This window comes from Halorussus gelatinilyticus (genome assembly GCF_023238445.1).
GTDB classification, from domain to species: Archaea; Halobacteriota; Halobacteria; order Halobacteriales; family Haladaptataceae; genus Halorussus; species Halorussus gelatinilyticus.
In genome coordinates this window covers 472563-495045 of record NZ_CP096658.1, presented here as the reverse complement: position 1 = coordinate 495045, position 22483 = coordinate 472563, and the positions used below count along the sequence as shown (strand labels likewise).

General features: G+C 67.8%; 22 protein-coding genes. 7 read left to right on the top strand and 15 right to left on the bottom strand.

Annotated features, from left to right (window positions below):
• Nucleotides 1-52: 52 nt before the first annotated feature.
• Complete coding sequence (locus M0R88_RS02570) at nucleotides 53-1105, bottom strand: LamG-like jellyroll fold domain-containing protein (protein WP_248655400.1); 1053 nt, start codon at nucleotides 1103-1105, stop codon at nucleotides 53-55.
• Nucleotides 1106-1238: 133 nt separating this feature from the next.
• Here M0R88_RS02570 and M0R88_RS02565 point away from each other — a divergent pair, with 133 nt between their 5' ends.
• Together M0R88_RS02565 and M0R88_RS02560 are read left to right on the top strand one after the other, a co-directional pair.
• A complete protein-coding gene (locus tag M0R88_RS02565) occupies nucleotides 1239-1691 on the top strand; it encodes a DUF2240 family protein (RefSeq protein WP_248655399.1) in 453 nt (150 codons plus the stop codon).
• Nucleotides 1692-1717: 26 nt separating this feature from the next.
• Complete coding sequence (locus M0R88_RS02560) at nucleotides 1718-2122, top strand: DUF7993 family protein (protein WP_248655398.1); 405 nt, start codon at nucleotides 1718-1720, stop codon at nucleotides 2120-2122.
• Here the strand turns inward: M0R88_RS02560 and M0R88_RS02555 are convergent.
• Nucleotides 2117-2773: an HAD family hydrolase gene (locus tag M0R88_RS02555; RefSeq protein WP_248655397.1), complete on the bottom strand. Its 657-nt coding sequence runs from the start codon at nucleotides 2771-2773 to the stop codon at nucleotides 2117-2119. The two genes, M0R88_RS02560 and M0R88_RS02555, sit on opposite strands and share 6 nt — an antisense overlap.
• 186 nt (nucleotides 2774-2959) lie before the next feature.
• Between M0R88_RS02555 and pyrF the strand changes: the two genes are divergently transcribed.
• Nucleotides 2960-3910, top strand: coding sequence for an orotidine-5'-phosphate decarboxylase (gene pyrF / locus M0R88_RS02550; protein ID WP_248655396.1), 951 nt, complete (start codon nucleotides 2960-2962; stop codon nucleotides 3908-3910).
• 12 nt (nucleotides 3911-3922) lie between these two features.
• On the opposite strand, the gene M0R88_RS02545 is transcribed toward pyrF, so the two are convergent.
• The 4 genes from M0R88_RS02545 to M0R88_RS02530 all read right to left on the bottom strand — a co-directional run bounded on the left by M0R88_RS02545 (nucleotide 3923) and on the right by M0R88_RS02530 (nucleotide 6577).
• On the bottom strand, nucleotides 3923-4129 hold the full coding sequence (locus tag M0R88_RS02545) for a hypothetical protein (RefSeq protein ID WP_248655395.1): 207 nt from the start codon (nucleotides 4127-4129) through the stop codon (nucleotides 3923-3925).
• A 135-nt stretch (nucleotides 4130-4264) separates the two neighbouring features.
• The gene (locus M0R88_RS02540; protein WP_248655394.1) at nucleotides 4265-4516 is read right to left on the bottom strand and encodes a hypothetical protein; all 252 of its coding nucleotides are present in this window, start codon (nucleotides 4514-4516) and stop codon (nucleotides 4265-4267) included.
• A 233-nt stretch (nucleotides 4517-4749) separates the two neighbouring features.
• On the bottom strand, nucleotides 4750-5676 hold the full coding sequence (gene mptA / locus M0R88_RS02535; protein WP_248655393.1) for a GTP cyclohydrolase MptA: 927 nt from the start codon (nucleotides 5674-5676) through the stop codon (nucleotides 4750-4752).
• 79 nt (nucleotides 5677-5755) lie between these two features.
• Entirely contained in the window at nucleotides 5756-6577 is an 822-nt protein-coding gene (locus M0R88_RS02530) for an NAD(+)/NADH kinase (protein WP_248655392.1), read from the bottom strand.
• Between the two features lie 120 nt (nucleotides 6578-6697).
• Here M0R88_RS02530 and M0R88_RS02525 point away from each other — a divergent pair, with 120 nt between their 5' ends.
• Nucleotides 6698-8128, top strand: coding sequence for a KaiC domain-containing protein (locus tag M0R88_RS02525; protein ID WP_248655391.1), 1431 nt, complete (start codon nucleotides 6698-6700; stop codon nucleotides 8126-8128).
• Nucleotides 8129-8303: 175 nt separating this feature from the next.
• Here M0R88_RS02525 and M0R88_RS02520 read toward each other — a convergent pair whose 3' ends face one another.
• A complete protein-coding gene (locus M0R88_RS02520; RefSeq protein WP_248655390.1) occupies nucleotides 8304-8732 on the bottom strand; it encodes a universal stress protein in 429 nt (142 codons plus the stop codon).
• Nucleotides 8733-8822: 90 nt separating this feature from the next.
• Nucleotides 8823-10760: an ATP-binding protein gene (locus tag M0R88_RS02515; RefSeq protein ID WP_248655389.1), complete on the bottom strand. Its 1938-nt coding sequence runs from the start codon at nucleotides 10758-10760 to the stop codon at nucleotides 8823-8825.
• Between the two features lie 138 nt (nucleotides 10761-10898).
• On the opposite strand from M0R88_RS02515, the gene M0R88_RS02510 reads away from it, so the two are divergent.
• Nucleotides 10899-11249: a DUF7113 family protein gene (locus M0R88_RS02510; protein ID WP_248655388.1), complete on the top strand. Its 351-nt coding sequence runs from the start codon at nucleotides 10899-10901 to the stop codon at nucleotides 11247-11249.
• Nucleotides 11250-11310: 61 nt separating this feature from the next.
• Here M0R88_RS02510 and M0R88_RS02505 read toward each other — a convergent pair whose 3' ends face one another.
• Nucleotides 11311-12570 (bottom strand): DNA double-strand break repair nuclease NurA, encoded by a 1260-nt coding sequence (locus tag M0R88_RS02505; protein ID WP_248655387.1) that lies wholly within the window; start codon nucleotides 12568-12570, stop codon nucleotides 11311-11313.
• A gap of 386 nt (nucleotides 12571-12956) precedes the next feature.
• On the opposite strand from M0R88_RS02505, the gene gpmI reads away from it, so the two are divergent.
• Entirely contained in the window at nucleotides 12957-14525 is a 1569-nt protein-coding gene (gene gpmI / locus M0R88_RS02500; RefSeq protein ID WP_248655386.1) for a 2,3-bisphosphoglycerate-independent phosphoglycerate mutase, read from the top strand.
• A gap of 173 nt (nucleotides 14526-14698) precedes the next feature.
• Here gpmI and nadC read toward each other — a convergent pair whose 3' ends face one another.
• The 6 genes from nadC to M0R88_RS02470 all read right to left on the bottom strand — a co-directional run bounded on the left by nadC (nucleotide 14699) and on the right by M0R88_RS02470 (nucleotide 21188).
• Nucleotides 14699-15508, bottom strand: a complete 810-nt coding sequence (gene nadC, locus M0R88_RS02495) for a carboxylating nicotinate-nucleotide diphosphorylase (RefSeq protein WP_248655385.1) — start codon at nucleotides 15506-15508, stop codon at nucleotides 14699-14701.
• The gene (locus tag M0R88_RS02490; RefSeq protein WP_248655384.1) at nucleotides 15495-17105 is read right to left on the bottom strand and encodes an L-aspartate oxidase; all 1611 of its coding nucleotides are present in this window, start codon (nucleotides 17103-17105) and stop codon (nucleotides 15495-15497) included. The genes nadC and M0R88_RS02490 overlap by 14 nt, the downstream gene beginning before the upstream one ends.
• Before the next feature lie 2 nt (nucleotides 17106-17107).
• Nucleotides 17108-18241 (bottom strand): quinolinate synthase NadA, encoded by a 1134-nt coding sequence (gene nadA, locus M0R88_RS02485; protein WP_368409369.1) that lies wholly within the window; start codon nucleotides 18239-18241, stop codon nucleotides 17108-17110.
• A gap of 231 nt (nucleotides 18242-18472) precedes the next feature.
• Entirely contained in the window at nucleotides 18473-20041 is a 1569-nt protein-coding gene (locus M0R88_RS02480; protein ID WP_248655383.1) for an amidohydrolase, read from the bottom strand.
• Between the two features lie 111 nt (nucleotides 20042-20152).
• A complete protein-coding gene (ddfA, locus tag M0R88_RS02475) occupies nucleotides 20153-20443 on the bottom strand; it encodes a DdfA family disk-determining factor (protein ID WP_248655382.1) in 291 nt (96 codons plus the stop codon).
• Between the two features lie 97 nt (nucleotides 20444-20540).
• On the bottom strand, nucleotides 20541-21188 hold the full coding sequence (locus tag M0R88_RS02470) for a helix-turn-helix domain-containing protein (protein ID WP_248655381.1): 648 nt from the start codon (nucleotides 21186-21188) through the stop codon (nucleotides 20541-20543).
• Nucleotides 21189-21326: 138 nt separating this feature from the next.
• Between M0R88_RS02470 and M0R88_RS02465 the strand changes: the two genes are divergently transcribed.
• Nucleotides 21327-22442 (top strand): thiamine pyrophosphate-dependent enzyme, encoded by a 1116-nt coding sequence (locus tag M0R88_RS02465; protein WP_248655380.1) that lies wholly within the window; start codon nucleotides 21327-21329, stop codon nucleotides 22440-22442.
• The last annotated feature ends 41 nt before the right edge of the window (nucleotides 22443-22483 follow it).

Below are 22483 nucleotides of genomic sequence, written 5' to 3'. Positions count from 1 at the left end.
ATAAAAAACATCAGTCTCCCGGCCGCGGCTCGACCGCGAGAACGCCCGACGCTCACCGCGTGTTCGCGTAGATTCGGGCCACCTGCCTGCCCGACAGACCGGCGTCGTAGACGCGCAAGTCCGACAGCTTGCCGACCATCAGGTCGTACCACGCCGGACTCCGGGTCCCGTACCAACTGCCGATGGTCTCGTGGGACCAGTACTGAGTGGCGGTGGGACTGTACCCCGGCATGTTGCCCTCGTAGAACCGTCGTTCGCCGTCGAGGTAGAACGCCAGCGAACGCCCCGGTTCGACGACGAAGAACACGTGATGCCAACCGTTCGTCGAGACCAGTAGCTCGTCGTCGGCGTGTTTGTGGGTGTGGTACGACTCGCCGGCCACTTGGTCCATGATGTTGAGCCGTATCTCGACGGTGTCGGCGCTCGCCGGGACTGCGGAGATGGCGTACTCGGCGTCCTTCCGGAAGATGTGGTGTTTCGCACCGTCGCCGTTCGCGTCTCGGGCGCCCCGACTCCGATCGAAGTAGACCCAGCCACCGATGCTAGACGCCCCGCTCTTCCGGGACATGATACTCAACTCGGCGTTCTTCCCTTCCTCTATCATCATGCCGACGTTCCCGTCGAGTCGGACGCCCCTGCGACTGTCGAAGGTTCCGAACCGCGGTTCTCCTCGCTCGGCGTGCGCGTCGTTGTCGCCGACGGCGTCCCGCAGTTCGACCTCGAAGGGCCACCGACTCACGAGTCGGTCCCGTGCGACCATCCCCTCGGTCGGTTCGGCCGTGGTCTGCTCCTCCGTGGTCGTCTCTTCCGTCGTGGTCTCCTCCGTCGTCGCTTCGGTCGTGGTCTCTTCTGTCGTCGCTTCGGTCGTCTCCTCCGTCGTGGTCTCCGCCGTGGTCTCGGTCGAGTCGCCACCTCCGACCTGTTCTTTCCGCTGGACGCTGGAGTCCCTCGGCGCGTAATCTTCGCTGTCGATGACCCCGTCGCCGTCCGTGTCCTGGATGTCGTCGTCCTCGCCGAGCATGCCGCTGCACCCCGCGAGGCCGACGGCCGCCGCGACACCGCTCGTCTGCAGAAACAGCCTCCTCGTAGACCTACGTTCGTCCATACCTGACGCTCCGACGACGGTCACTTAGAGTTTACCAACTTTCTGAGAAGTGCGTGCGAGGTTCGGACTCCCTTGCATCCACCGTCGAAGAACCGCCACCTTTACGCGCTACTCCCACACCACTCAAATCCGAATGAGTCTCCGAAGTGCCGTCGCCGCACCGTTCCAGCAGAAGGGCCGCGAGTCGATGCCCGAGAGCGAGTTCGTCGTCGCGCTGTCGCTGGACCGCGACTGGTTCTCGCCCGACCAAGCCGAACGGCTCATCGACGTGGCGACCGGACAGGGCCTGCTCGACCGCGAGGACGGCGAGGTCGTCGCGGCGTTCGACCCGAGCGAGGTCGAGATACCCGAGGAGTTCGTGCCCGACGAGTCGATTCTGCAGGAGCAGTCCACCTTCGAGAAGTTGCTCGACAAGGTGGTCTCGGCCGGGACCGACAAGCAGACCGCCGTGGCCGAAATCAACGACTTGCAGGGACGGCTCGGCGTGACCATCGAGGCCGCCGCGGTGGTCTACGCCCGGCGGCGCGGCGTGGACGCTGGCGCGGAGGCCGCCGAAGCGCGCGAGGAGTTGAAAAGCCAAGGCTGATTCGCTCGGGGTGCGAGGTGTCGGGCATGGTCGAGGACCGAACCACCGACGGTAAGCGCATCGCGCAACTGCTCTCCTCGGAGGTGTCGAGCCGCGAGGACTCAGGACTCGACGGTCTCGAAGTCGTGAACGCCGACGCCGACGTGGAGCCGTCGGCCGACGGCGAACTCGCGTACGAAATCGCGTTCCGGGAAGACGGTGACGAGACCACCGACGGAGACGACGGCGACGCGGTTCTCGCGGAGGTCTACGTCCACGACGAGCGCGTCCGCGTCGAGTTCCGCGAGCGAGTGGACGCCGCGGCCGACGCCGCCGAGGAGGTCGGCCTGCGCGTGCGACCCAAGGCAGTTCGGCCGCCCCGGACGCTCGTGTTCGTGGAAGACGGCGCGGAGGTCAAGCGCGCGACGGACGTGTTCGTCGCGGTACTATAGTTTTTTCAGGATTTCGGGTAGCTCGGCGGCCAGCGCGTCTCGCTCGACGTGCGCGTCGGCGTCGGGATGGTGGTCCGGGCCGTCCTCGAAGACCACTTGAATCGCGTGGAGACCGGCGTTTCGTGCGCCCTCCACGTCGGCTTCGACGTCGTCGCCGACGTAGACCGCTTCGTCCGGTTCGACGCCCAACTCTGCGAGGACGGCCTCGAAGGCGCGCTCGTCGGGCTTGCCGGCGTCGAGGTCGCCCGTGACGACGACCGCGTCGAAGTAGTCCACCCAGTCGAAGCGGTCGAGTTTGCTCCGCTGGGCCGCGGTCGGACCGTTGGTCAGCAGGCCGAGCGCGTACTCCTCGCTGAGGTCCGCGAGAAGGCCGGAGACGCCCTCGACAGCGACGAGCGAGTCGGCGACCTTCTCGCGGTAGGCCTCGGTCAGCGCCGCGGGGCCGGTGTCGCCGTCCTCGGGGAGGAGGTCGGCGAAGATGGGTTCTCGGCTCTCGCTGTCGAGGTGGCGCGAGTGGGCGTCGAGGTACGCCTCGCGCGAGAGGTCGGGAGCGCCGACCGCCGCGGTGGCCTCGTCCAAGACGGCCTGTCGGGGGCGGTCGGGAACCGTCAGCGTATAGTCGAAATCGAAGACGACGGCGGAGAGTGTCACGGGACGCTCTACTCGTGACACTCCCTTGAGCGCTACGGGAGCGACCGAGACGTGTGAGTTCGGTGACTCGCCTCGACGTCGGGGTGAGATAGTTTCTCGGACGAGTTGACGGCTATCGACAGTAGTACGAGCCGACGTCCCACCCGCGAAGGCAAGAGCCATGTCGGACCCACCGCAACCCCCGGTATGACCGTCTTCGACCGTCTCCGCGAGCGAATCCGGCGGACCGAGAGCCTGCTCGCGGTGGGCCTGAACCCCGACCGCTCGCGGCTCCCCGACGACTGCCGGGAGTACGACTACCCGCGGCGAGCGTTCGCGCGCCGCATCGTGGACGCGACGCACGACTACGCCGCGGCCTACGCGGTGAATCCGGCGTACTACGCCGACGCCGACGGCTGGACCGCGCTGGCCGAGACCGTCGCCTACGCGCGGGGCCGGGGCGTCCCGGTCGTCCTCGACGGCAAGTACGCCGACCTGCCGAACCCGGACGCCGACCTCCTCGGCCGCGCGGACGCCGTGACGGTCTCGCCGTACTGCGGTCGCGCGGCCCTCCGGTCCGCGCTCGACGCCGACTGCGGCGTCTTCGTGGTCTGCCGGACGCCCAATCCGGGCGCGGCCGACCTTCAGGACCGAGCCATTGCGACCGACGGAGACGAGGCGGAAGTCCGCGACGAGAACCGCGGCGGGGGCGACGCCGACAGGGGCGACGCCGGCGGGAACGACGACGAAACGGAAGGTAGCGACGAAGCCGAGGCGGACCACGCTCCTACCGTCGCGGACTACGTGGCCGACCTCGCGGCGTCGTGGGCCGCGGATGCCTCGCCCGCCGATGCCGTGTCCGCCGACGTGGGACTGCTCGTCGGCGGGTCGAGCGACGACCTCGACCACCTCCGCGAGCGCGCGCCGGACCTGCCGTTCCTCGCGGTCGGCGGCGCGAAAAACGACCCCGAAATCGCGGCCAGCGTCACGCCCGAGGGCGGTCCGCACGCGGGCGTCGGACTGGTCGAGGCCACCCGCGAAGTCCTCTACGCCGGCGAGACCGCGGGACGCGGACGGAATCGCGGGCAGGACGACTACGCTGCGGCGGCGGGGCAGGCGGCGCGGCGACTCGCGGGGCAACTGAACCGCGAGCGATAGCGGAACGCTCGCTCAGAACCGCATCACTTCGTCGTCGTCGAGGTCGTCGGGGCTGACCGCGCCCTCGTCGGGCCCGCCCCGTTCGACGGTCGCGGCGCACTGCGCGCAGAGGCCCCGCGCCTCGTCCCAGTGGTCCTCGCAGGCGAGCGTCCCGCAGTTGGGACACGAGTGTTCGGCTTCGTTCTGCTCGCAGATTTGACAGAGGCCAGTGACACTCATGGGATTCTCACTCGTTCCGATAGGGTGTCGAGGCGTATGAGTGTGTGGGAGCCTCCGGCACGGTCGGTCCCGCGGGGGAACCGATACCGAGAGTGCGGTCGATTCCGACACCGGTCGTCGTTTTGGCCGGTCGCGTTATCTTCGGTTGTACCGAGCGAGCAGGTTCGCGAGGCTGTAGAGGACCCCGACCGCGAGCGAGACGCCTACCGTGCTCTCCGCCTCCGGCGATTCGACGAGCAGGGGTGGAATCGTGAGAACGACGACGGCCGTCGCGACGACCGTCAGGAGTTGCTGGAGGGCCGACAGCGATTCGAAATCCCGGTCGTAGCTCGTCTTCGGGAGGGTGTTGCAAAGCCGTCGAAGCCGCGGGAACGATTTCGATGTCATGAGTGGTCACGTAGGTTGGTGCCGCGAGTGTAAAGGACACCTTACGTAAAGTCCATTTTACACCCGGACTGATAAGTCTGGCGACCTTTTCGCGGCGTCGATAGTTTCTCGTCTCCGACTTGACTCCAGAGAAGGCCTAACGCCCGGGTATTCGACGGAATAAGAAAAGAGGGGAGCGTTTCCTCCGGTCGCAGAAACTTGGGGGGCCGAACAGGAAGAACGAGAAGACCGCGTCAGTCCGACAGTTCCTCGCGGAGTTGCCCCACTTCGGCGACGCGTTCGGCGTGGGCGTTGTGCTGGTGGATGGACTCGTCGTTGCTCTGTTTCATCGTCACCACGGCGTCGTCGGGCAGGTCCGGGAACTCGCTGACGACGCCCTCCGCCATGTCGCGCACGCAGTCCTCGACGAACTTCGCGTTCGCGTGGGCCTCGAAGGTCATGTGGTCCTCGTCGGGACGCTTGGCGAGGTTGTAGATGCGCGCGCTCATCGAGTCGCGGGCGACCTCGATGATGTCCGTGAGGTCGGCCTCGGGTGCGCCCTCGCGCTCGACGGTCAGGGTCGCGTGGCCGCGCTGGGAGTGGCCCGCCTGCGGGACCTCCCGGAGGAACTCCCGGACCTCCTCCTCGCCGACGCCCAACTCCTGCAACTTCTCGCGGGCGGTCTGGCCCATCATGCCCTGCGAACAGGGACAGACCGTCATGCCGGTGACGCGCGCGCCGATCTCCTCGCGGGTGCCCTCCTCGGTCGCGGTCGCGCTGGCGATGATGTCCGCCGTGGCCTGCGTCGGCCGGTCGCTCTCGGGCGTCCGGTCCTTTATCATGTACTCGGCTTCCATCTTGACCTCGGCCTTCGAGGTGTAGTCGTGCTTGTCGAGCAGTCGCTCGGCGGCCTCGCCGCAGACGTCCTCGACGCGGTAGGTGGGTTCGCTCACCGCGTCCTCCAGAATCTCGTCCACGACCTCCATGTTGCGGCTCATGTCCGCGCCCTTCCGCCAACTCGGCAGGTCCACCAGCACCTCGAACTCGGCGGTCAGCACGATGGGTCGCTTGTCCGGTCGGGCGAGTTCGACGAGTTTCTTGACGCCCGTCACGCCGACGCGGTTCAGCCCCACGGTCACGTCGGGTTCCGAGGCCTGCACGTCCGGCAGTTGTTCGTCCATTATCGCATCGTAGCGAATCCGACGGATTAGGGCTTTCCCTTCCGGAAAGGCTAGTCAGGCCGTCGCAGGAACGCTTCTCTCAGTCGAGCTTCCCGAGCGCCTCGAAGAAGTCGCTGGACGGTTCGGCGATGCGGGTCGGTTCCGGGTCCGCACGCACGCGCACCGTCTCGGGCATATCGAACTGCTCGCGCGTGCTGTCGGCGCTGACGTAGCCGACCGCCGCGCCGGTCGCCCGAATCTCGACCGCGCTGTCGCTGGGCACGACAAGCGGCGGCATCGACTCGGCGGCGCACATCTCCGTGACGACCAGCGCGTCGGTGTCGGGGTGGACCAGCGGGCCGCCCTCGCTCAGGTTGTACGCCGTACTGCCGGTCGGCGTCGAGACCAGCACGCCGTCGCCGTGCCCGGCGGTGAACTCCCGGTCGTCGACCCGGACCTCGTAGTCCAGCCCCTCGCCGTGGCCCCGCTGGGGACCCTGCACGACGATTTCGTTCAGCGCGGGGTGGACCGACCAGTCGCCGTCGCCCTCGGCCCGAAGTCGGGGCACGTCCCGCGAGGGAATCGTGTCGGTCTCGCGGTAGCCGGCGACGACCGCCTCGACCGTCTCGACCGCGTCGTCGGGCGCGACGCCGTTCAGGAAGCCAACCTCGCCGAGGTTCACGCCCAGAATCGGCGTCGGTCCCGCGCCGCGGGCCGCGAAGAGGAACGTGCCGTCGCCGCCGATGGAGACCACGAGGTCGCACTCGTCCATCTCCTCGACCGGCGAGCCGTCGCGGTCCAACCGCTCGGCGGTCGCGTCGTCCAGTCGAATCGACACCTCGTCCGGTAGCGTGTCGCGTATCTGCTCGGCCAGCAGGGCGGCCCGAGAGTTGCCCTTCTGGGCGACGATGCCGACTCTCATCAGTGGCAGTTCTGCCCCGGCCGTGAAAAGTCCGCCGACGCGACGCCGAGAAACATTGAAATGCGGTCGGTCCGAGGACTCGGGCATGCGACGCGCTCGACCCGCGAGGAGGTGGCCCCCGTGACCGACGAGGACGACTGGTTCGAGCGCGCACTCCGGGAGGACGACGCCGACGCGGACGAGTCCGCGGAGAGCGACGCCCGCGAGGACGCCCCCGACGCCGACGCTCCCGGAACCGAGACGCCCGAAACCGACACCCACGACCCCGACACGCCCGAAACCGACGCCCACGACCCCGACACGCCCGAAACCGACGCCCACGACCCCGACACGCCCGAAGCTACCACCGCCGAGAACGCGGGCGACGACGCACCAGACGAGGCGGCCGAACCAACCGACCAAACCGGCGAGTTCGCGGACGCGCCGGCGTTCGACGCGGACGCCGACTCGGACGGGGAGTTCGGAACGGGAAGCACGGACGACGAAGGCGAGTCCCCCGACTCGCCGACCTCGGCGAGCGAATCCGGCGGCCGCGGATTCGCGGACGCCGACCCCTACGAGGACGACGCGGAGGACGAAGGTCTCTTCGAGGAGGACTTCGCCAGCGCGTTCGAGAACGCGCCCGGCGACGGGCCGAGTCCCGGCGGCGCTGGTCCCGACGGCGGCGCGGGCGGCGGTGCCGGCGGTGGCGGGGGTGCCGCCGGCGGCGGGTTCGGCGGCGCGACGCAGAGCGAGTCGGGGGGCTTCGGCGGCGGTGGCGGCGAGTTCGGCATGGGCGGCGGTGACGGCGGGTTCGGCGGCGGCGAACCCTTCGAGGACGAGGCGTTCGACGACGAGGAGTTCGAGTCGTCGATTCCGCGCATCGACCTCGGCATCGACGGTCTGGACAGCATGATTCAGGGCGGCGTCCCCGAGCGTTCGCTCGTCACGACCATCGGGTCGGCCGGGACCGGCAAGACGACGTTCGGTCTCCAGTTCCTCCACGAGGCGCTCGAACAGGGCGAGAACGCGGTTTTCATCACGCTCGAAGAGAGCCACGACCGCATCGTCAACACCGCGACCGAGAAGGGCTGGGACTTCGAAGCGTACGAGGAGGAGGGCAGTCTCGCTGTCATCGACTTGGACCCCATCGAGATGGCCAACAGCCTGACATCCATCCGCAACGACCTGCCGCGACTGGTCGAGGACTTCGGCGCGACTCGCCTCGTGCTGGACTCGGTGTCCCTGCTGGAGATGATGTACGACGAGCAGGCCACCCGCCGCAACGAAATCTACGACTTCACCAAGAGCCTGAAAGAGGCCGGCGTGACGACGATGCTCACCAGCGAGGCCAGCGAGGACACGCCCTACGCCTCCCGGCACGGCATCATCGAGTACCTCGTGGACGCGGTGTTCGTCCTGCGCTACATCCGGAGTTCCGACGACTTCCGCGAGACCCGACTCGCCGTCGAGATTCAGAAGATTCGGGACGCGAACCACTCGCGGGAAATCAAGCCCTACTCCATCACGAACGAGGGCATCAGCGTCTACCGGCAGGCGAACATATTCTAGCACCTTTTTCTTCGTCGGGTGTCCTCGCTCGCTCCCTCCGGTCGCTCGCTGTGGGCACCGCTCCTCGAAAAATCTGCACCAAAAAAGGCCGCTCGCTCACTGCGTTCGCTCGCAGTACGACTGTTGAAACTCAACGTGGAACGACGAGCCCGCGCTCGCTCGACTGTTCGCCGACTCAGCGCACCACCGTCACCGGCATCGAGGCGCGCCGGACGACCGTCTCGGCCACGCTCCCGAGCAGGATGCGCGAGACGCCAGAGCGTCCGTGGCTCCCCATCACGATTTGGTCGAACTCCTCGTCGTCGGCGAACTCCACGATGGTCTGGGCGGGCCGACCCATCTCGGTGGCCGAGTCGAGGGTCACGCCGTACTCGTCGGCGACGGTCCGGGCCTCCTCGAAGATCGTCTCGGCGCTCTCCTTCTCATTTTCGTACCACTCTTCGGACCCGCCGGGGAGACCGACCGGCGCGGTGTACCCCGCGTCGATGGGGTCGATGACGTGAAGCAGGGTGATGTCGTCCTCGGCGAACTCTTCGAGTGCGTAGTCGAGCGCGTCGTTCGACTGGGGCGACCCGTCGATGGGGACGAGAACCTTCTTGGTCATGTGAAAACGTACGGCGAGCAGACGTTTAACCGTTCAGGCAATTCCTGAAACCTGAGAACTTCCCGCCGCGCTGGCGACCCGGACTACTCCCTACTCCCGGCCGTGCTTGGTCACGCACTTCGAGAGACCGATTATCTCGACCGGTTCGGAGTTGTCGGGCGAGTAGACGACCATCTGACCCTTCTCCATGTAGGGCACCTTCCCCTCCAGTTTCGAGGGGATGTTGACGCTCTTGATGGCGTCCTCGTCGCCGAGATTCAGGACGACGGTCGTGTTTATCTGCTTGAAGACCGCCTCGTGGATGTCTTGGGGGTCCTGCGTGATGAGGAACAGGCCGAGTCGCTCCTTGCGGCCCTGCTTGGCGGCCTCGGTGAACTTCCCGATGACCTTCCGGGCCTGCACGCTGTCGGCGTCGGTCAGGAAGTTGTGGGCCTCGTCCATCCCGACGACGAGCGGCGTCTCCTTCACGCGGTCGTAGCGCGGCGCGTTCGACAGCTTCTCGTCCACGAGCAAACTGGCGAGCGCCAGCACGACGACCTCGGTCGCCCGCGAGTCGTTGACGTGGTAGGTCGGCACTACGGTCAACTGGCCGGGCTTGACGAACGACCGAATCTGGTCGGTGATGGGCCGGGCGTCTTGGTCGAACACGTCGGCGAACGCCGACCCGATGACCCGGCGCTTGACCGCGTCGTAGGTCGCCTCGTGGACCCGACCCGACTCGTCCAACTCCTCGCGCAACGCCGGGTCGTCGATGTAGTCCACGAACTCCCGATAGGTCCCCGCGTCCCCGAACTGGTCGAAGAACCGCCGAATCAGGAGCGTCAGCGCGTTGTACTGGTTGTCGTTGAGGCTCGCGCCCGCGACCAGCCACGGCCGGTCCCGGACCATCGAGAACGGAATCGTGAACTCGACCTGCTCGGCGCGGTGGTGGTCGGCGGCGTAGGAGCTGTTCCCGACCTTCGGGACGAACGCCACGGTGTCGTCGTGGCCGCCGTGGGCGACGTTCTCGGCCTCCCACTTGCGCTCGTCCTCGCGGGTCACGTCGGGGTTGTCGTCGTGCATCTGGGCGTACTCGTCCTGCGGGTCGAACTGGACGACCGCGGCGCGTCGCTCCGCGCCGTCCTCCATCTCGTAGCGTCGCTCGTCGGCGAGGAACTGCCGGAGGACGTTCTTCGCGCCGTGGGTCTTCCCCGACCCCGTGCCCCCGGCGACCAGCGTGTGTCGGAAGACGAGCGGGTCGCCGTCGGCGTAGTCGTCCTTGAGCCGGTAGTCGATTGTCGGGGGTTCGGCCGCGGTCCGGACCTTCTCCCCGCCGACCGAGAGGTGGCCGAGGAACACGCCGTCCTCGGGCATCTTCAGCCCGGTCTTTATCTCGGGCTTGTCGCTGGCCTCGCGGACGACCGACTTCGGTTTGGGCACGCGGTCGGTCATCCGGCGTTTTAGCTCTACGTCTGGCCCCTCGCCGTCCTCGTAGAGGACCGCGACGGGTTCGAGGTCCGCCATCAGTTTGTAGTCGGTCTCCTCGATGTCGTCGCGGCGCATCGCGCGCTTGGAGTGAATCTCGGTCGCGTCGTCCACGCGGTACTCCTGTCGGTATTCGAGCGCGGCGACCCGCGCGAACAACTTCTCGCCGTCCGGGTAGGGCACGAGCAGGTACTTGCCGACCCGCACGTCCTCGCGGTTGTCGGCGGTGACGTACGCCTGCACGTGGGTCTCGTCCTCGTCCTCGCCGATGCGGAGTCCCTCGGCCGCCGAGAGCGTGCCGATGCCCGTGTCGGTCCCTCGCGGGTCTGTCGGCACGGTGTCGAACCGGTCGTCGTCGCGCGCGGCGGAACTCGTGGTCTCGAAGTCACCCACGTCGTCGAGGTCGTCGCCCGCCCCGTCGCGGTCCGTCGCGTCGGAGTCGGAGGCGACGGGAGCGCTATCGGAGTCGTCCGCGTCGAACTCGTCGGTCGCTGCCGGACTCGACTCGGAGGTGTCCGAGTCGTCGTCCCCGCCGGACCTGCTGAAGTCGCCGAGGTCGGTCATCGTTCCCCGGCAATGAGCGCATGGGACAAACAGGTTTCCCTCCGGCGCGGGTCCGGCGTCCGACCGCCGGACCGCCGCGCGTGCGAAGCGTTCCCTCGAACGGGTCGCTTTTACCTCCCCGCGACGTACGTCCGGTCTATGCTACTCATCCGTGGCGAAGCGGGGGGTACCACCCTCACCGGCACGCTGTACGAGCGAGGGGAGCGCGCGCCGCGGTTCAAGGGCGCGCCCGACGAGGACGCCCCCTACGTGTGGGTCTGCGACGAGTTCTATCAGGTCGAGAGCGGCGGCACGGTCCAAGAGGTCGATGGCGAGAAGGTCAACGTCGCGTTCGAGTCGCCGATGCCCCGCGGGTTCGACACCCGCGAGCAGGCGACCGAGGCGGCCGAGGACCACATCCGGACGCAGTTCGCGCGCATCGGCATCGAGGCCGACGACGTGGAGATCACCGTCGAAAAGCAGGACGTAGAGACCGCCGAACCGCGATAAGTTTCGGCATCGATTTTCCGACTCGGTTTTCCGACTCGGTTTTCGGCGTGGCGGTCGGCACTCAGTAGTCCCGACCCCACCGCACCGCGTCGTAGTTCTCGTCCAGTTCGGTGTTCAGCGACCGCTCGAACGACTCCACCAGCGAGTCGGCACTTCCGCGGTCGATGGCCGCGAGGTCGTCGGCCTTCGCAATCGCCCGCGGCGGTCCTCGCTGGAGCGCGACCTCCTGGAGAATCTGGCGCTCGATTCGCTCGCGGGTCGCCTCGTCTCGGGTGAAGACCTTCGGAGCCTCGATTTTGAACACGAGGTCGCGGCGCGGGTCGTACACCACGCAGAACGTCACCGCGTACTCGTCGGGGTCGAGTTTCCGGTCGACGTGGTCGTTGTCGGGGTCGTCGAAGAACCCGTCGAGGCCCGTGCGCGACTCGAACCAGTTCGTGAGCGTCAGGTCGTCGGTCAGGCGCTCGAACTCGCCGTCCACGAGTTCCCTGCGTTCGAGAATCTGGGCGAACAGCCCCGCGTCGTGGGCCCACGGCACCGGGCCGAAGTCGGTCTCGCGCTTGAGCGTCCGGACGATGGACTTCGCGGAGACGTTCTTGACGAACCCGGCGAGCGGGACCTCGCGCTCGGCGAACGTCTCGACCAGTTCGACGTAGTTTTCGAGGATTCGAGCGACGTGTTCGGAGTCCTCGAACAGGTCGGTCAGGACCGAACTCCGCGAATACCACCGCAGGACGCCCTTCGGGTAGATGGGACCGTCGAGGAGCAGGAATTCGCTCACGCGGTCGGCGTGTTCGAGCGCGTGACTGCTCTCGGCGAGGTAGAGCGCGAGCGCGTGGACCACGTCCTCCTCGTACTGATTTTGGGGCAGATGCGTGTGGACGATGCGGCGTTTGCTTCCCTCGCCGTACTCCTCCCACTCCGTGCCGAACTTCTTCGAGGTGTCGTTCGAGTGAAGCGCCTTGACGACGGTCCGGCAGTCGTGGAGGTCCAACTCCGACGGCGTGGCGCTCATCGCGGCGTGAGCCACGTCGAGGACGAGTCCGTTCTTGAACGGCCGGGGGTTCAGCGTCCCGGAGTCGAGCCCGTGCGTCGTCGGAAAGGGCGGCTCTTCGAGCGCGATGTCCTCGCAGTTGGCTCTACGGCGCGACTGGTCGCCGAGCGGTTCGAGAATCGGCTCGGTGGCGTCGCCGTACAGCGGGTCGAGGTAGTGGTCCCACACGTCTTCGGCGGCGTCCCGGTGGTCTTCGTCCTCGGCGTCGTAGTCGATGCGGTCGGCCAACCCCGCGATGCCGTCGAAATGCACCGGGTCGAGAGTCATACATCTCGCCATGCGACCCGGAACCGAAAAAGGTCGCGGTCGAAGCGCTCCGGGATGCGCTCGAATCGAGCACGTTCTGGCGGGTCGGAGTTCGACTTCGGTCAAAAATCGGAAACGGGTAACGTTAGTCGTCGTATCTGTCACACAGGGCGGTTCCGCAGCTACCGAACACGCCCACGCTCAGAAGCTTGAGCATTCTCTCTCACCTCCGCCGAGGATTTTGCTATGAAGATATATTAATTTTCTTACGGGAACGTCTATGAAATGCTTCGGTTCACGATTCCCAATTCTGTGAGAGGTGCTCGCCTCTCCGCAGACGCGCTCGCCGGGCGACATGCGTTTTCGAAGCCGAAGAGTAGTTAGGACGCGACGCCCTGCCTTCGCGCATGAAAGCCGCGCTCATCGTACTCGACGGGTGGGGACTCGGAAGCGAAGACGGTGGACGAAACGCCATCGAAGCCGCCGACACGCCGAACTTCGACCGGTACGCCGAGGCGGGCGCGTACGGCACGCTGAACGTGACCGGGCGGCGGGTCGGCCTTCCCGAGGGCCAGATGGGCAACAGCGAGGTCGGCCACCTCAACATCGGCGCGGGCCGGGTGGTCAAGCAGGAGTACACCCGCATCGAAGACGCCATCGAGAACGGCGAGCTGGGGGACAACGAGGCCATCGCGTCGGCGTTCGACTACGCACGAGAGAACGACGGCCGGGTTCACTTCACGGGACTCGTGAGCGAGGGCGGCGTCCACTCCGACCAGAGGCACCTCTACGCGCTCATCGAGTTGGCCGCCGAGCGCGGGGTCGACGCCGTGACGCACGCGTTCACCGACGGGCGGGACACCCCGCCGAGGAGCGGCGCGGAGTTCCTCGGGGACCTCCAGTCGGTCATCGACCGCGAGGGCACGGGCGACGTGGCGACCGTCTCGGGGCGCTACTACGCGATGGACCGCGATCAGAACTGGGAGCGCACGAAGCGCGCCTACGACGCCATCGTGAACCGCGAGGCCGACCACGAGGCCGAGTCGGCGGTCGAAGCCGTCGAACGGAGCTACGAACGGGACACGACCGACGAGTTCGTGGAGCCGACGCTCGTGGCGGGCGGTACCGCGATGGAGGACGGCGACGCCGCCGTCTTCTTCAACTTCCGGGCCGACCGCGCCAGACAGCTCACCCGGATGCTCGCGGGTAGCGAGGCGCAGCACGCCTCGGACGGTCAAGCGGCGGAGCCGCGAGACGACATCGACTCCGTGTGGGAGTTCGACACCTCGCCGCCCGAGATTCTGCTGGCGACGATGACCCAGTACGACGCGGAGTTCGACCTGCCGGTGGCGTTCCCGCCCCACCAGCCCGCGGACACGCTCGGCGAGGTGCTGGCGGAGAACGGTCTCACGCAACTGCGCATCGCCGAATCGGAGAAGTACGCCCACGTCACCTACTTCCTGAACGGCGGCCGGGAAGTCGAGTTCGACGGCGAGGTCCGCAAAATCGTCGAGTCTCCCGACGTGCCGACCTACGACCAGCGACCCGAGATGAGCGCCGAGGGGGTCACCGACACCGCCATCGAGACCATCGAGAGCGACGACCCCGACGTGCTGGTCCTCAACTACGCGAACCCGGACATGGTGGGCCACACGGGCGACTTCGACGCCGCGGTCGAGGCCGTCGAGGCCGTGGACGAGCAGTTGGGCCGCCTCGTCGCGGCGGTCGAAGCGGCGGGCGGGCACGCGCTCGTCACCGCCGACCACGGCAACGCCGACGACATGGGGACGCCGGAGGACCCCCACACCGCCCACACCTACAATCTGGTCCCGCTGGTCTACCTGTCCCCCGAGAACGACAGCGCCGGCAAGCGCGTCCGCGAGGGCGGGTCGCTCTGTGACGTCGCGCCGACGCTGCTGTCGCTGATTGGTGTGGACCAGCCCGAAGCGATGACCGGCCGGAATCTGCTGGAGTAGCGGTTCGAGAATTCGGAAACCGGTTCTGCAAAACCGAATTTCCGGTCCGGCGCGTGCGGTGGGCGCGGCGCGAACGCGGCGCGCCCGTCCGCCACTCCCGACCACCGTAACCAATCTACACCCACCGGAAAGAAACGAAATAATTGCTCGAACGGATATACAATTGTCTTCAGCTACTCCCCGGTCCTGAACGACAGGTCCAGCGAGTCCGCCGAGTGCGTCAGCGCCCCCATCGAAATCACGTCCACGCCAGTCGCGGCGTAGTCGGGCACGTCCTCGAAGCGGATACCGCCGCTGGCCTCCGCCAGCACCTCGTCGGGTAACGCCGCCACGCCCTCTCGCACTTCGTCGGGCGTCATGTTGTCCAACAGCACGATGTCGGCTCCGGCGTCGGCGGCCCGCCGCGCGTCGTCCGGGCGCTCGACCTCGACCTCGATTTTGGTGGCGAACGACTTCTGCTCGCGGAAGTGCCGGACCGCGTTCTCCAGTCCCATCTCGGCGACGTGGTTGTCCTTGACCATCACCATCCCCGAGAGGGTGAGTCGGTGGGTGTCGCCGCCGCCCGCCGCGATGGCGCGCTTCTCGACGCCGCGCAGTCCGGGCGTGGTCTTGCGGGTGCCCGCGATGGCTACCTCGCCGACCTCGTCCGCGAGGTCCACGGCCCGCCGGGTCGCGGTGGCGACGCCCGAGGCGTGGCCCGCGACGTTGACCGCGACGCGCTCGCCTCGCAGGACCGACGCCGCGTCGCCAGCGACCTCCAGTAGCGCATCACCGGTCTCGATGTGGTCGCCCGCCTCGACGGTCGCCTCGCAGTCCGCGCCGAGGTAGTCGAAGACCGCCGTCGCGGCGTCGAGTCCGGCCGCGACGCCCGACTGCTTGGCGACGAGTCTCCCCGTCGTCTCGCCGGGGACGTGGTTGGTCACGTCGCGGTGACCCACGTCCTCGCGGAGCCAGTCCTCGACTTTGCGGTCAGTCACTCGCATTCGCTGAGACCTCCGTTGATTCCTCCGCGAGCGCGTGACAGCCGACCGGTTCGGCGTCCAGCGCGTCGCGGGCGACCAGCAGCGCGACCACGCTGGCGTTCCGGAGTTCGTAGAGGCTCCGCGACGTGCGTGTCCGGGTGTAGGCGTCCACTTCGCCCTTGAGTCGCCGGAGGACCGCGGTCGCGCGCCGGAGTCCGTCGGGCGTCCGACGGATGCCCACTCGCTCGTCCATCACCCGGCGCAAGCGGACGAACTTCTCGCGGGCGAACCCCGAGGGCAGGTCGGGGTCGCTGTCGCGGAGGTCGGGCGCTTCGACGCGCTCGGGGGCGTGACCGGCGGCCGACTCCCCGGCGCGCAGGCCCCAGACCAACCCCTCCAGCAGACTCGTGGACGCGAGGCGGTTCGCGCCGTGGACGCCGGTCCGGGCGCACTCGCCGACCGCGAACAGGCGGTCCAGATTCGTCCGCCCGCGGTCGTCCACCGCGATGCCGCCGCAGAGGAAGTGTTCGCTCGGTTCGACCGGGATGCCCTCGGACCAGTCCACGCCGCGGGCCTCGCACTTCGCGGCGAGGTCCGGGAACTCCGACTCGAAGTCGAGGGGACTCACGTCCAGTCGGACCTCGCCGGTCGCCTCGCGTTCGTCCGCGACGGCGCGGGCCACCACGTCCCGAGGCGCTAACTCGGCGTCGTCGTGGTAGTCGGGCATGAACCGCTCGCCGTCGGCGTTCCGGAGGAGCGCGCCCTCCCCGCGGACCGCCTCGCTGACGAGGAAGGGGTCGTCCCGCTTCGCGGCTTCACCGCTCCGCTTCGAGGCGCTCCGCGCCTCGCTGCCTGCATACGCGGTGGGGTGGAACTGCACGTAGGCCATGTCCTCGACATCGGCCCCCGCGAGCGCCGCCATCGCTATCCCGTCGCCGGTCGCAGTCTCGGGATTCGTGGAGTTCTCGTACAGCGCACCGATGCCGCCCGTGGCGAGGACCGTCGCGCCGGCGAAGACCGGTTCGGGTTCGGTCGCGTCGTCTCGGCCACCGTCCACGACCGCGCCGTGAACCCGGCCCTCGCGGGTTATGAGGTCGAGCGCGGCGGTGTCCTCCCGCACGGTCACGCGCTCGTGGTCGTCGAGGTGCGAGAGGAACGGCCCGAGGACGTGCTTGCCCGTGCTGGCATCGACGTGGAGGATGCGAGGTTCCGAGTGGGCGGCCTCTCGGCCGTAGTCGAAGTCGGCGTCCGCGCCCGCTCGGTCCGCGTCCTCCCCCGTCGCGCGGTCGAAGGGCACGTCCAGCGTCTCGACCAGCACGTCCTCGACGGCGTCGCGCGATTCTTCGACCAGCACCTCGACCGCCTCGGGGTCGGCGGTGTCGGCGCTGGCCGCGAGGATGTCGCGCTCGAACGTCTCGGGGTCCGAGCGCGTCGTGGCGACCCCGCCCTGCGCCCAGTGGGAGGTCGTCTCCTCGGGCCGGGTCGCCTTCGTGACGACCAGCACGTCGGCACCCTCGCGCGCGGCCGAGAGCGCAGTCGCACAGCCGGCGACGCCGCTCCCGACCACGAGAACGTCCGTTTCGGCGGCTTCCGGAGTCGCGTCTGTCTCGCCCGTCATGGTCATATCTCCAGCATGCGCTCCATCGCCACGTTCGCCAGTTCGGCCTCGCGGGGCGCGACCTCGATGACGTTGCGCTCGCGGCCCGCGACCAACTCCTCCAGCACCCACGTCAGGTAGTTGGGGTCTATCTGGCGCATCGCGTTGCAGTCCATACACGCCTCCCCGCAGAGCGGCAGGACGTTCACCTCGGGGTGCCACCGCTGGAGGTGGTTCGTGAGGTGAATCTCGGTGCCGATGGCCCACGTCTCGCCGGGGTCGGCGTCCTCGACGGTCCGCGTGATGGTCGCGGTCGAACCGGCCTCGTCCGCGGCCTCGACGACCTCGCGCCTGCACTCGGGGTGGACGACGACCTTGGCGTCGGGATGCTCGTCGCGAATCCGCTCGACGTGGTCCACGCGGAATCGCTCGTGGACTTGACAGTAGCCGTCCCATAGCACGATGTCGCTGTCGGCCACTTCCTCGGCCGACTTGCCCTCGGGGTCCCACGGGTCCCACTCGGCGATGTCGTCTCCCATCCCGAGGCGGTGGGCGGTGTTCTCCCCGAGGTGCTTGTCGGGCAGGAACAGTACCTTGTCGCCCCGGTCGAAGGCCCACTCGAACACCTCGTGGGCGTTCGAGGAGGTGCAGACCGCCCCGCCCTGCTCGGCGCAGAACGCCTTCAGGTCGGCGTAGGAGTTCATGTACGTGATGGGGATAATCTCGGCGTCGGGGGCCGCGTTCGTTATCTCGGCCCAAGCGGCGTCCACCTGTAGGGCCTCGGCCATCCCGGCCATGGGACAGGAGGCCTCCATCGAGGGAAGAATCACGGTCTGGTCGTCGTCGGTGATGATGTCCGCCGACTCGGCCATGAACGTCACGCCGCCGAAGACCACGTACTCCGCGTCCGCGTTCGCGGCCTCGACGCTCAACTGGTAGGAGTCGCCGACGAAGTCGGCGTGTTCGACTATCTCCCTTCGCTGGTAGTTGTGGCCCAGTATCACGAGGTCGTCGCCCAACTCCCGCTTCGCGGCCTCGATGCGGTCGGTTCTCTCGTCTTCGTCCAGTTCCCGATAGGCGTCGGGCAACTGTTCGAGGTTGTCGTACTTGAAGAGGCTCAGGTCGGTTTCGATGTCCGCCGTTTCCATTTTTGGCACAGTCAGCCACCTACGATTGTGACAAACTTCGGTCGCCGGTATTGAAAGTATTTTCTCTTCATAGCCCGCCGGTGGACTCGCTTTGCGTTTTCAGTAGGTTGTGAGTGAATAGTAACCGACGAACCCCGGCACCGAACCTAAATAATAGACGTTTACTACCGGGTAGTGGGGTGGAAATGCGGAAAAGTAGGGTGCGAAATCCCAGATTCGAAGGTTAAGAGCGCCCTCGCCTCAGTTCCGAGTGTCGTACACCGCGTCGCCGTCCACGACCGTCATCGCCACGTCGATGCTCTCGATGTCCTCGGGGTGGTCCCACGGCGAGCGCTCCAGCACGGTGAAGTCGGCCTTCTTGCCCGCCTCGACGGTGCCGAGTCGGTCCTCGTCGAACCCGGCGTAGGCCGCGCCCCGCGTGTACGCCCGGAGCGCCTCGGTCACCGAGAGTCGCTGGCGCTCCTCGGGCGCGTTGACGGTCTGGTGGACGCCGAACAGCGGGTCCATCGGCATGCAGTCGCTCCCGAACGCGAGGTGCGCGCCGGCGTCCAGCAGGTCGGCGTAGCGGTTCGACCGCTCGCGGCGCTCGGACCCGAGGCGGTCGTCGTAGAGGCCGCCCTCTTGGGCCCACTTGAGGAAGTTCGGCTGAACCGACGCGACGACCCCGCTGTCGGCGAATCGGTCGAGGCTCTCGTCGCCGACCAACTCGGCGTGTTCGACGCGATGGCGCGAGGCGGCGGGGTCGCCGGTCTCCTCGTAGGCCGACAGGACCTCCTCGACCGCCTCGTCGCCGATGGCGTGGGCGGTCAACTGGAGGTCGGCGTCGTCGGCCTCGCCGACGAGGTCGCGTAACTCGTCGGGCGCGACGACCCACTGGCCGGTTTCCGATTCGTCAGCGTCCGCGTACGGTTCCGAGAGCTTCGCGGTCCGACCGCCGAGACTCCCGTCGGTGAACGTCTTTATCGCGCCGGTCCGGACGAACTCGCTCCCGTGGTTGGTCCGGAGACCGGTCTCCACGACGGCGTCGAGGTGGTCCGACCAGTAGTTGATTCGCACCCGGAGCGCGAGGTCGCCGTCGAGTTCCATCTGCCGGTAGACCGCCGGGGCGCGCGACTGGCGGACCATGTCGTGGACGCCCGTGACGCCCTTCCGGTGGGCCTCGCGCTGTGCCGCGTCGAGCAGCGTCCGCATCTCGTCGGCGTCCGGTTCGATGGCCTCGTAGATGACGTCCACCGCCTCCTCCACGACGACGCCGGTCGGGTCGCCGCCCTCCGTCTGCACGTCGTCGTCGGGCATCGCGGCGGCGTAGCGGTCGAGCGCGACCGAGTTGACCGCCGCGATGTGCATGTCCTCGCGGAACGCCGCGACCGGGCGCTCGGTCGAGACGCGGTCCAAGTCCTCGCGAGTCAGGTAGCGCGATTCCTCCCACGTGCTCTCGTCGTAGCCGAAGCCGAGAATCCAGTCGTCGGCGTCGTCTCCCTCGGCGTCGCTCGCGTCACCGTCGTCCGCGGAGTCGGCGAGCAGGGCCACGCTGTCGTCGGGCGAGTCGGCCGCCGCGAGGTCGGCGTAGACCAGCGAGCGCCCGACGTGCGAGAGGTGGGTGTGGGCGTCGATGAAACCGGGGAGCAGGACGCGCCCGCCGAGGTCAACCTCCTCGGTCTCGACGCCGTTCAGAAAGTCGAGTTCGTAGGCCTCGCCGACCCGGACGATTTCGCCGTCGCGCACCGCGACCGCCTCCGCGGTGGTGTCTTCGTCGTCCAGCGTGCGTACCTCCGCGTTCGTGAAGATGCAGTCTGCCGCCGCTGTCATGGCAGTGACGTGCGTCGGAGAGGCGATAACCGTTGGGGAACCGGAGCGACGACGGGGGGACCGGCCGGTGGAGAATGGAGACGTGACTGACCGCGAGACGACCGAGCGAAGCTATCCGTCACCGAGGAGCGAGACGAGGCCGTCGCCGCTCACGACGACGTCGTAGCCAGCGTACGCGAACTGGACGTATCCGGTTCCGCGTGGCGTCCCGTCGTAGTGGTCGGCGAACAGCGCGTCTACGGCGTCCGGGTCGATGGCCTCCGCGAGCGGTTCGATGTCGGCCGGGTCGGACTCCGACGCCGCCGAGACGGCGGCGACGACGCCTTCGCTGGGAGTCTGGTCGGCTTCGAGTTCGTGGGTCAGTAACGATTTGGAACGTGGTGGTTGTTGCTTCTCGCTCATGGATACGTCGGACTCGCGGAGTACGCGTCTCTTCGGAGTACGTGTTCTCAGTTCGCGCTCCGACGGCCTACTCGGTCCGGTTCGATGCTGAACGGGTTTATACGTCGTCGGTTATCAGCGTCGCGTCCACGAGGTTCCGAAGTCCGCGCCGGAGTCGCTTCGAGACCGCCCGCGGAGAGATGTCGAACTCGGTCCCGAGTTCTTCGAGGGTCGTCCCCCGCGGGTCGTCGAAGTAGCCCGCCTCGAACGCCGTCACGATGGTCCGGCGCTGGTCGTCGGTCAGGCCGTACTGCTGGCCGGACTCGACCTCGCCGAGGCTGCTGATGCGGTCGAGACGGAGGTCGATGTCGTTCTCGGCGCAGTAGCGTTGCAGGGCCGCGACCGCCTCGCGGTCGGGCGACCGGAGTCGGAACCGCCACACGTCGTCGTAGCGAGTCACCTCCAGTAGTGTGGCTTCCGACCGGAGGATGCCCTCCACGAATCCGGGCGTCGCGGTCCACGTCGCCCGGATGAGCGCGCCGTCCTCGAACCGGTCCAGAATCGAGATCGCGTCCACGTCGGTCTCCTCCCGTAGCTCGGCGACGAACGCGTCCACGTCGTCGCCCCGGACCCAGAAGAAGGGGAGCGCACCGGTATCTGTCGGGACGATGCGCTCCAGTTCGATCTGCATGTTCGGCGTGACGGCGAGTGCGCGACCGAGCGGAAAGTCCTCGACCGGGATGGATAGCTCCGCGATGACGCTCATTTCGTACGGGTTTCACCAGCCCCCGGTAAGGTCGTTTGGGATGAATTTCGAACCCCGTCGGGGAGCGGGTCGTTCGGTTCCGGGAGTGGGTCGCCCGGTTCCGGAACCACTATGCGAGGGGCGCACGAACCGCGGCGCATGAACCGCATCATCGGCGAGCGAGACCTCTCGGAGACGCCGTTCTCGCCCGAACAGGCGCGGGAGACCTACCGAGAGCTGGTCCGGGCGCGGGCGTTCGACGAGCGAGCGCTGGCGCTCCAGCGCAGAGGCTGGATGAGCAGTTGGCCGCCCTACCGCGGGCAGGAGGGGTCGCAGGTCGGGGCCGCGATGGCGATGGCCGACGACGACTGGCTCTTCCCGACCTACCGGTCGAACGCGATGCAGATAGCCCGCGACGTGCCGATGAGCGACATTCTCCTCTTCCGGCGCGGGATGCCCGAGTACGACTCGGGCCACGACGTGCCGAACTTCCCGCAGGCGGTCCCCATCGCCACCCAGATTCCCCACGCCGCGGGCGTCGGGATGGCGATGAACTACGAGCGAGCCGTGAAGGGCGAGACCGGAGCCGAGCAAGCCGAGGCCGAGGGCGCGGCGGCCGACGGCGGCGACGCTCGGAACCCGGCCGTCCTCTGTTACTTCGGCGACGGCGCGACCAGCGAGGGCGACTTCCACGAGGGACTCAACTTCGCGGGCGTCTTCGACGCGCCGACCGTCTTCTTCTGCGAGAACAACGAGTGGGCGATTAGCCTGCCGCGACACCGCCAGACCGCCAGCGACACCATCGCGCAGAAGGCCGGAGCGTACGGCTTCGAGGGCGTGCAGGTGGACGGCAACGACCCGCTCGCGGTCCGGGAGACTGTCGCCGAGTCGCTGAACTCCGCGCGGGAAGGCGAGCCGGTCCTCGTCGAGAGTCTGACCTACCGGCAGGGCGCACACACGACCAGCGACGACCCGAGCCAGTACGAGGACGCTGCCGAGGAGTTGCCCGACTGGCGGACCGCCGACCCGCTCGACCGCTACGAGGAGTACCTGCGCGAGCAGGGCGTGCTGGACGACGAGTTCGTCGAGGAGGTCCGAGCGGAGGCCGACGAACAACTCGACGAGGCGGTCGAGCGCGCCGAGTCGGTCGAACCCGGCGACCCCCACGACGTGTTCGACCGGGTGTACGAGAACCTACCCCCGAACCTCCGCGAGCAGAAGGCGTGGCTCGACTCGTTCCTCGCCGAGAACGACGTGCAGGAACTGGACCACTGACGGGAGTTCACCGCCGACTGCCGAGAAGCTGAGACCGACCG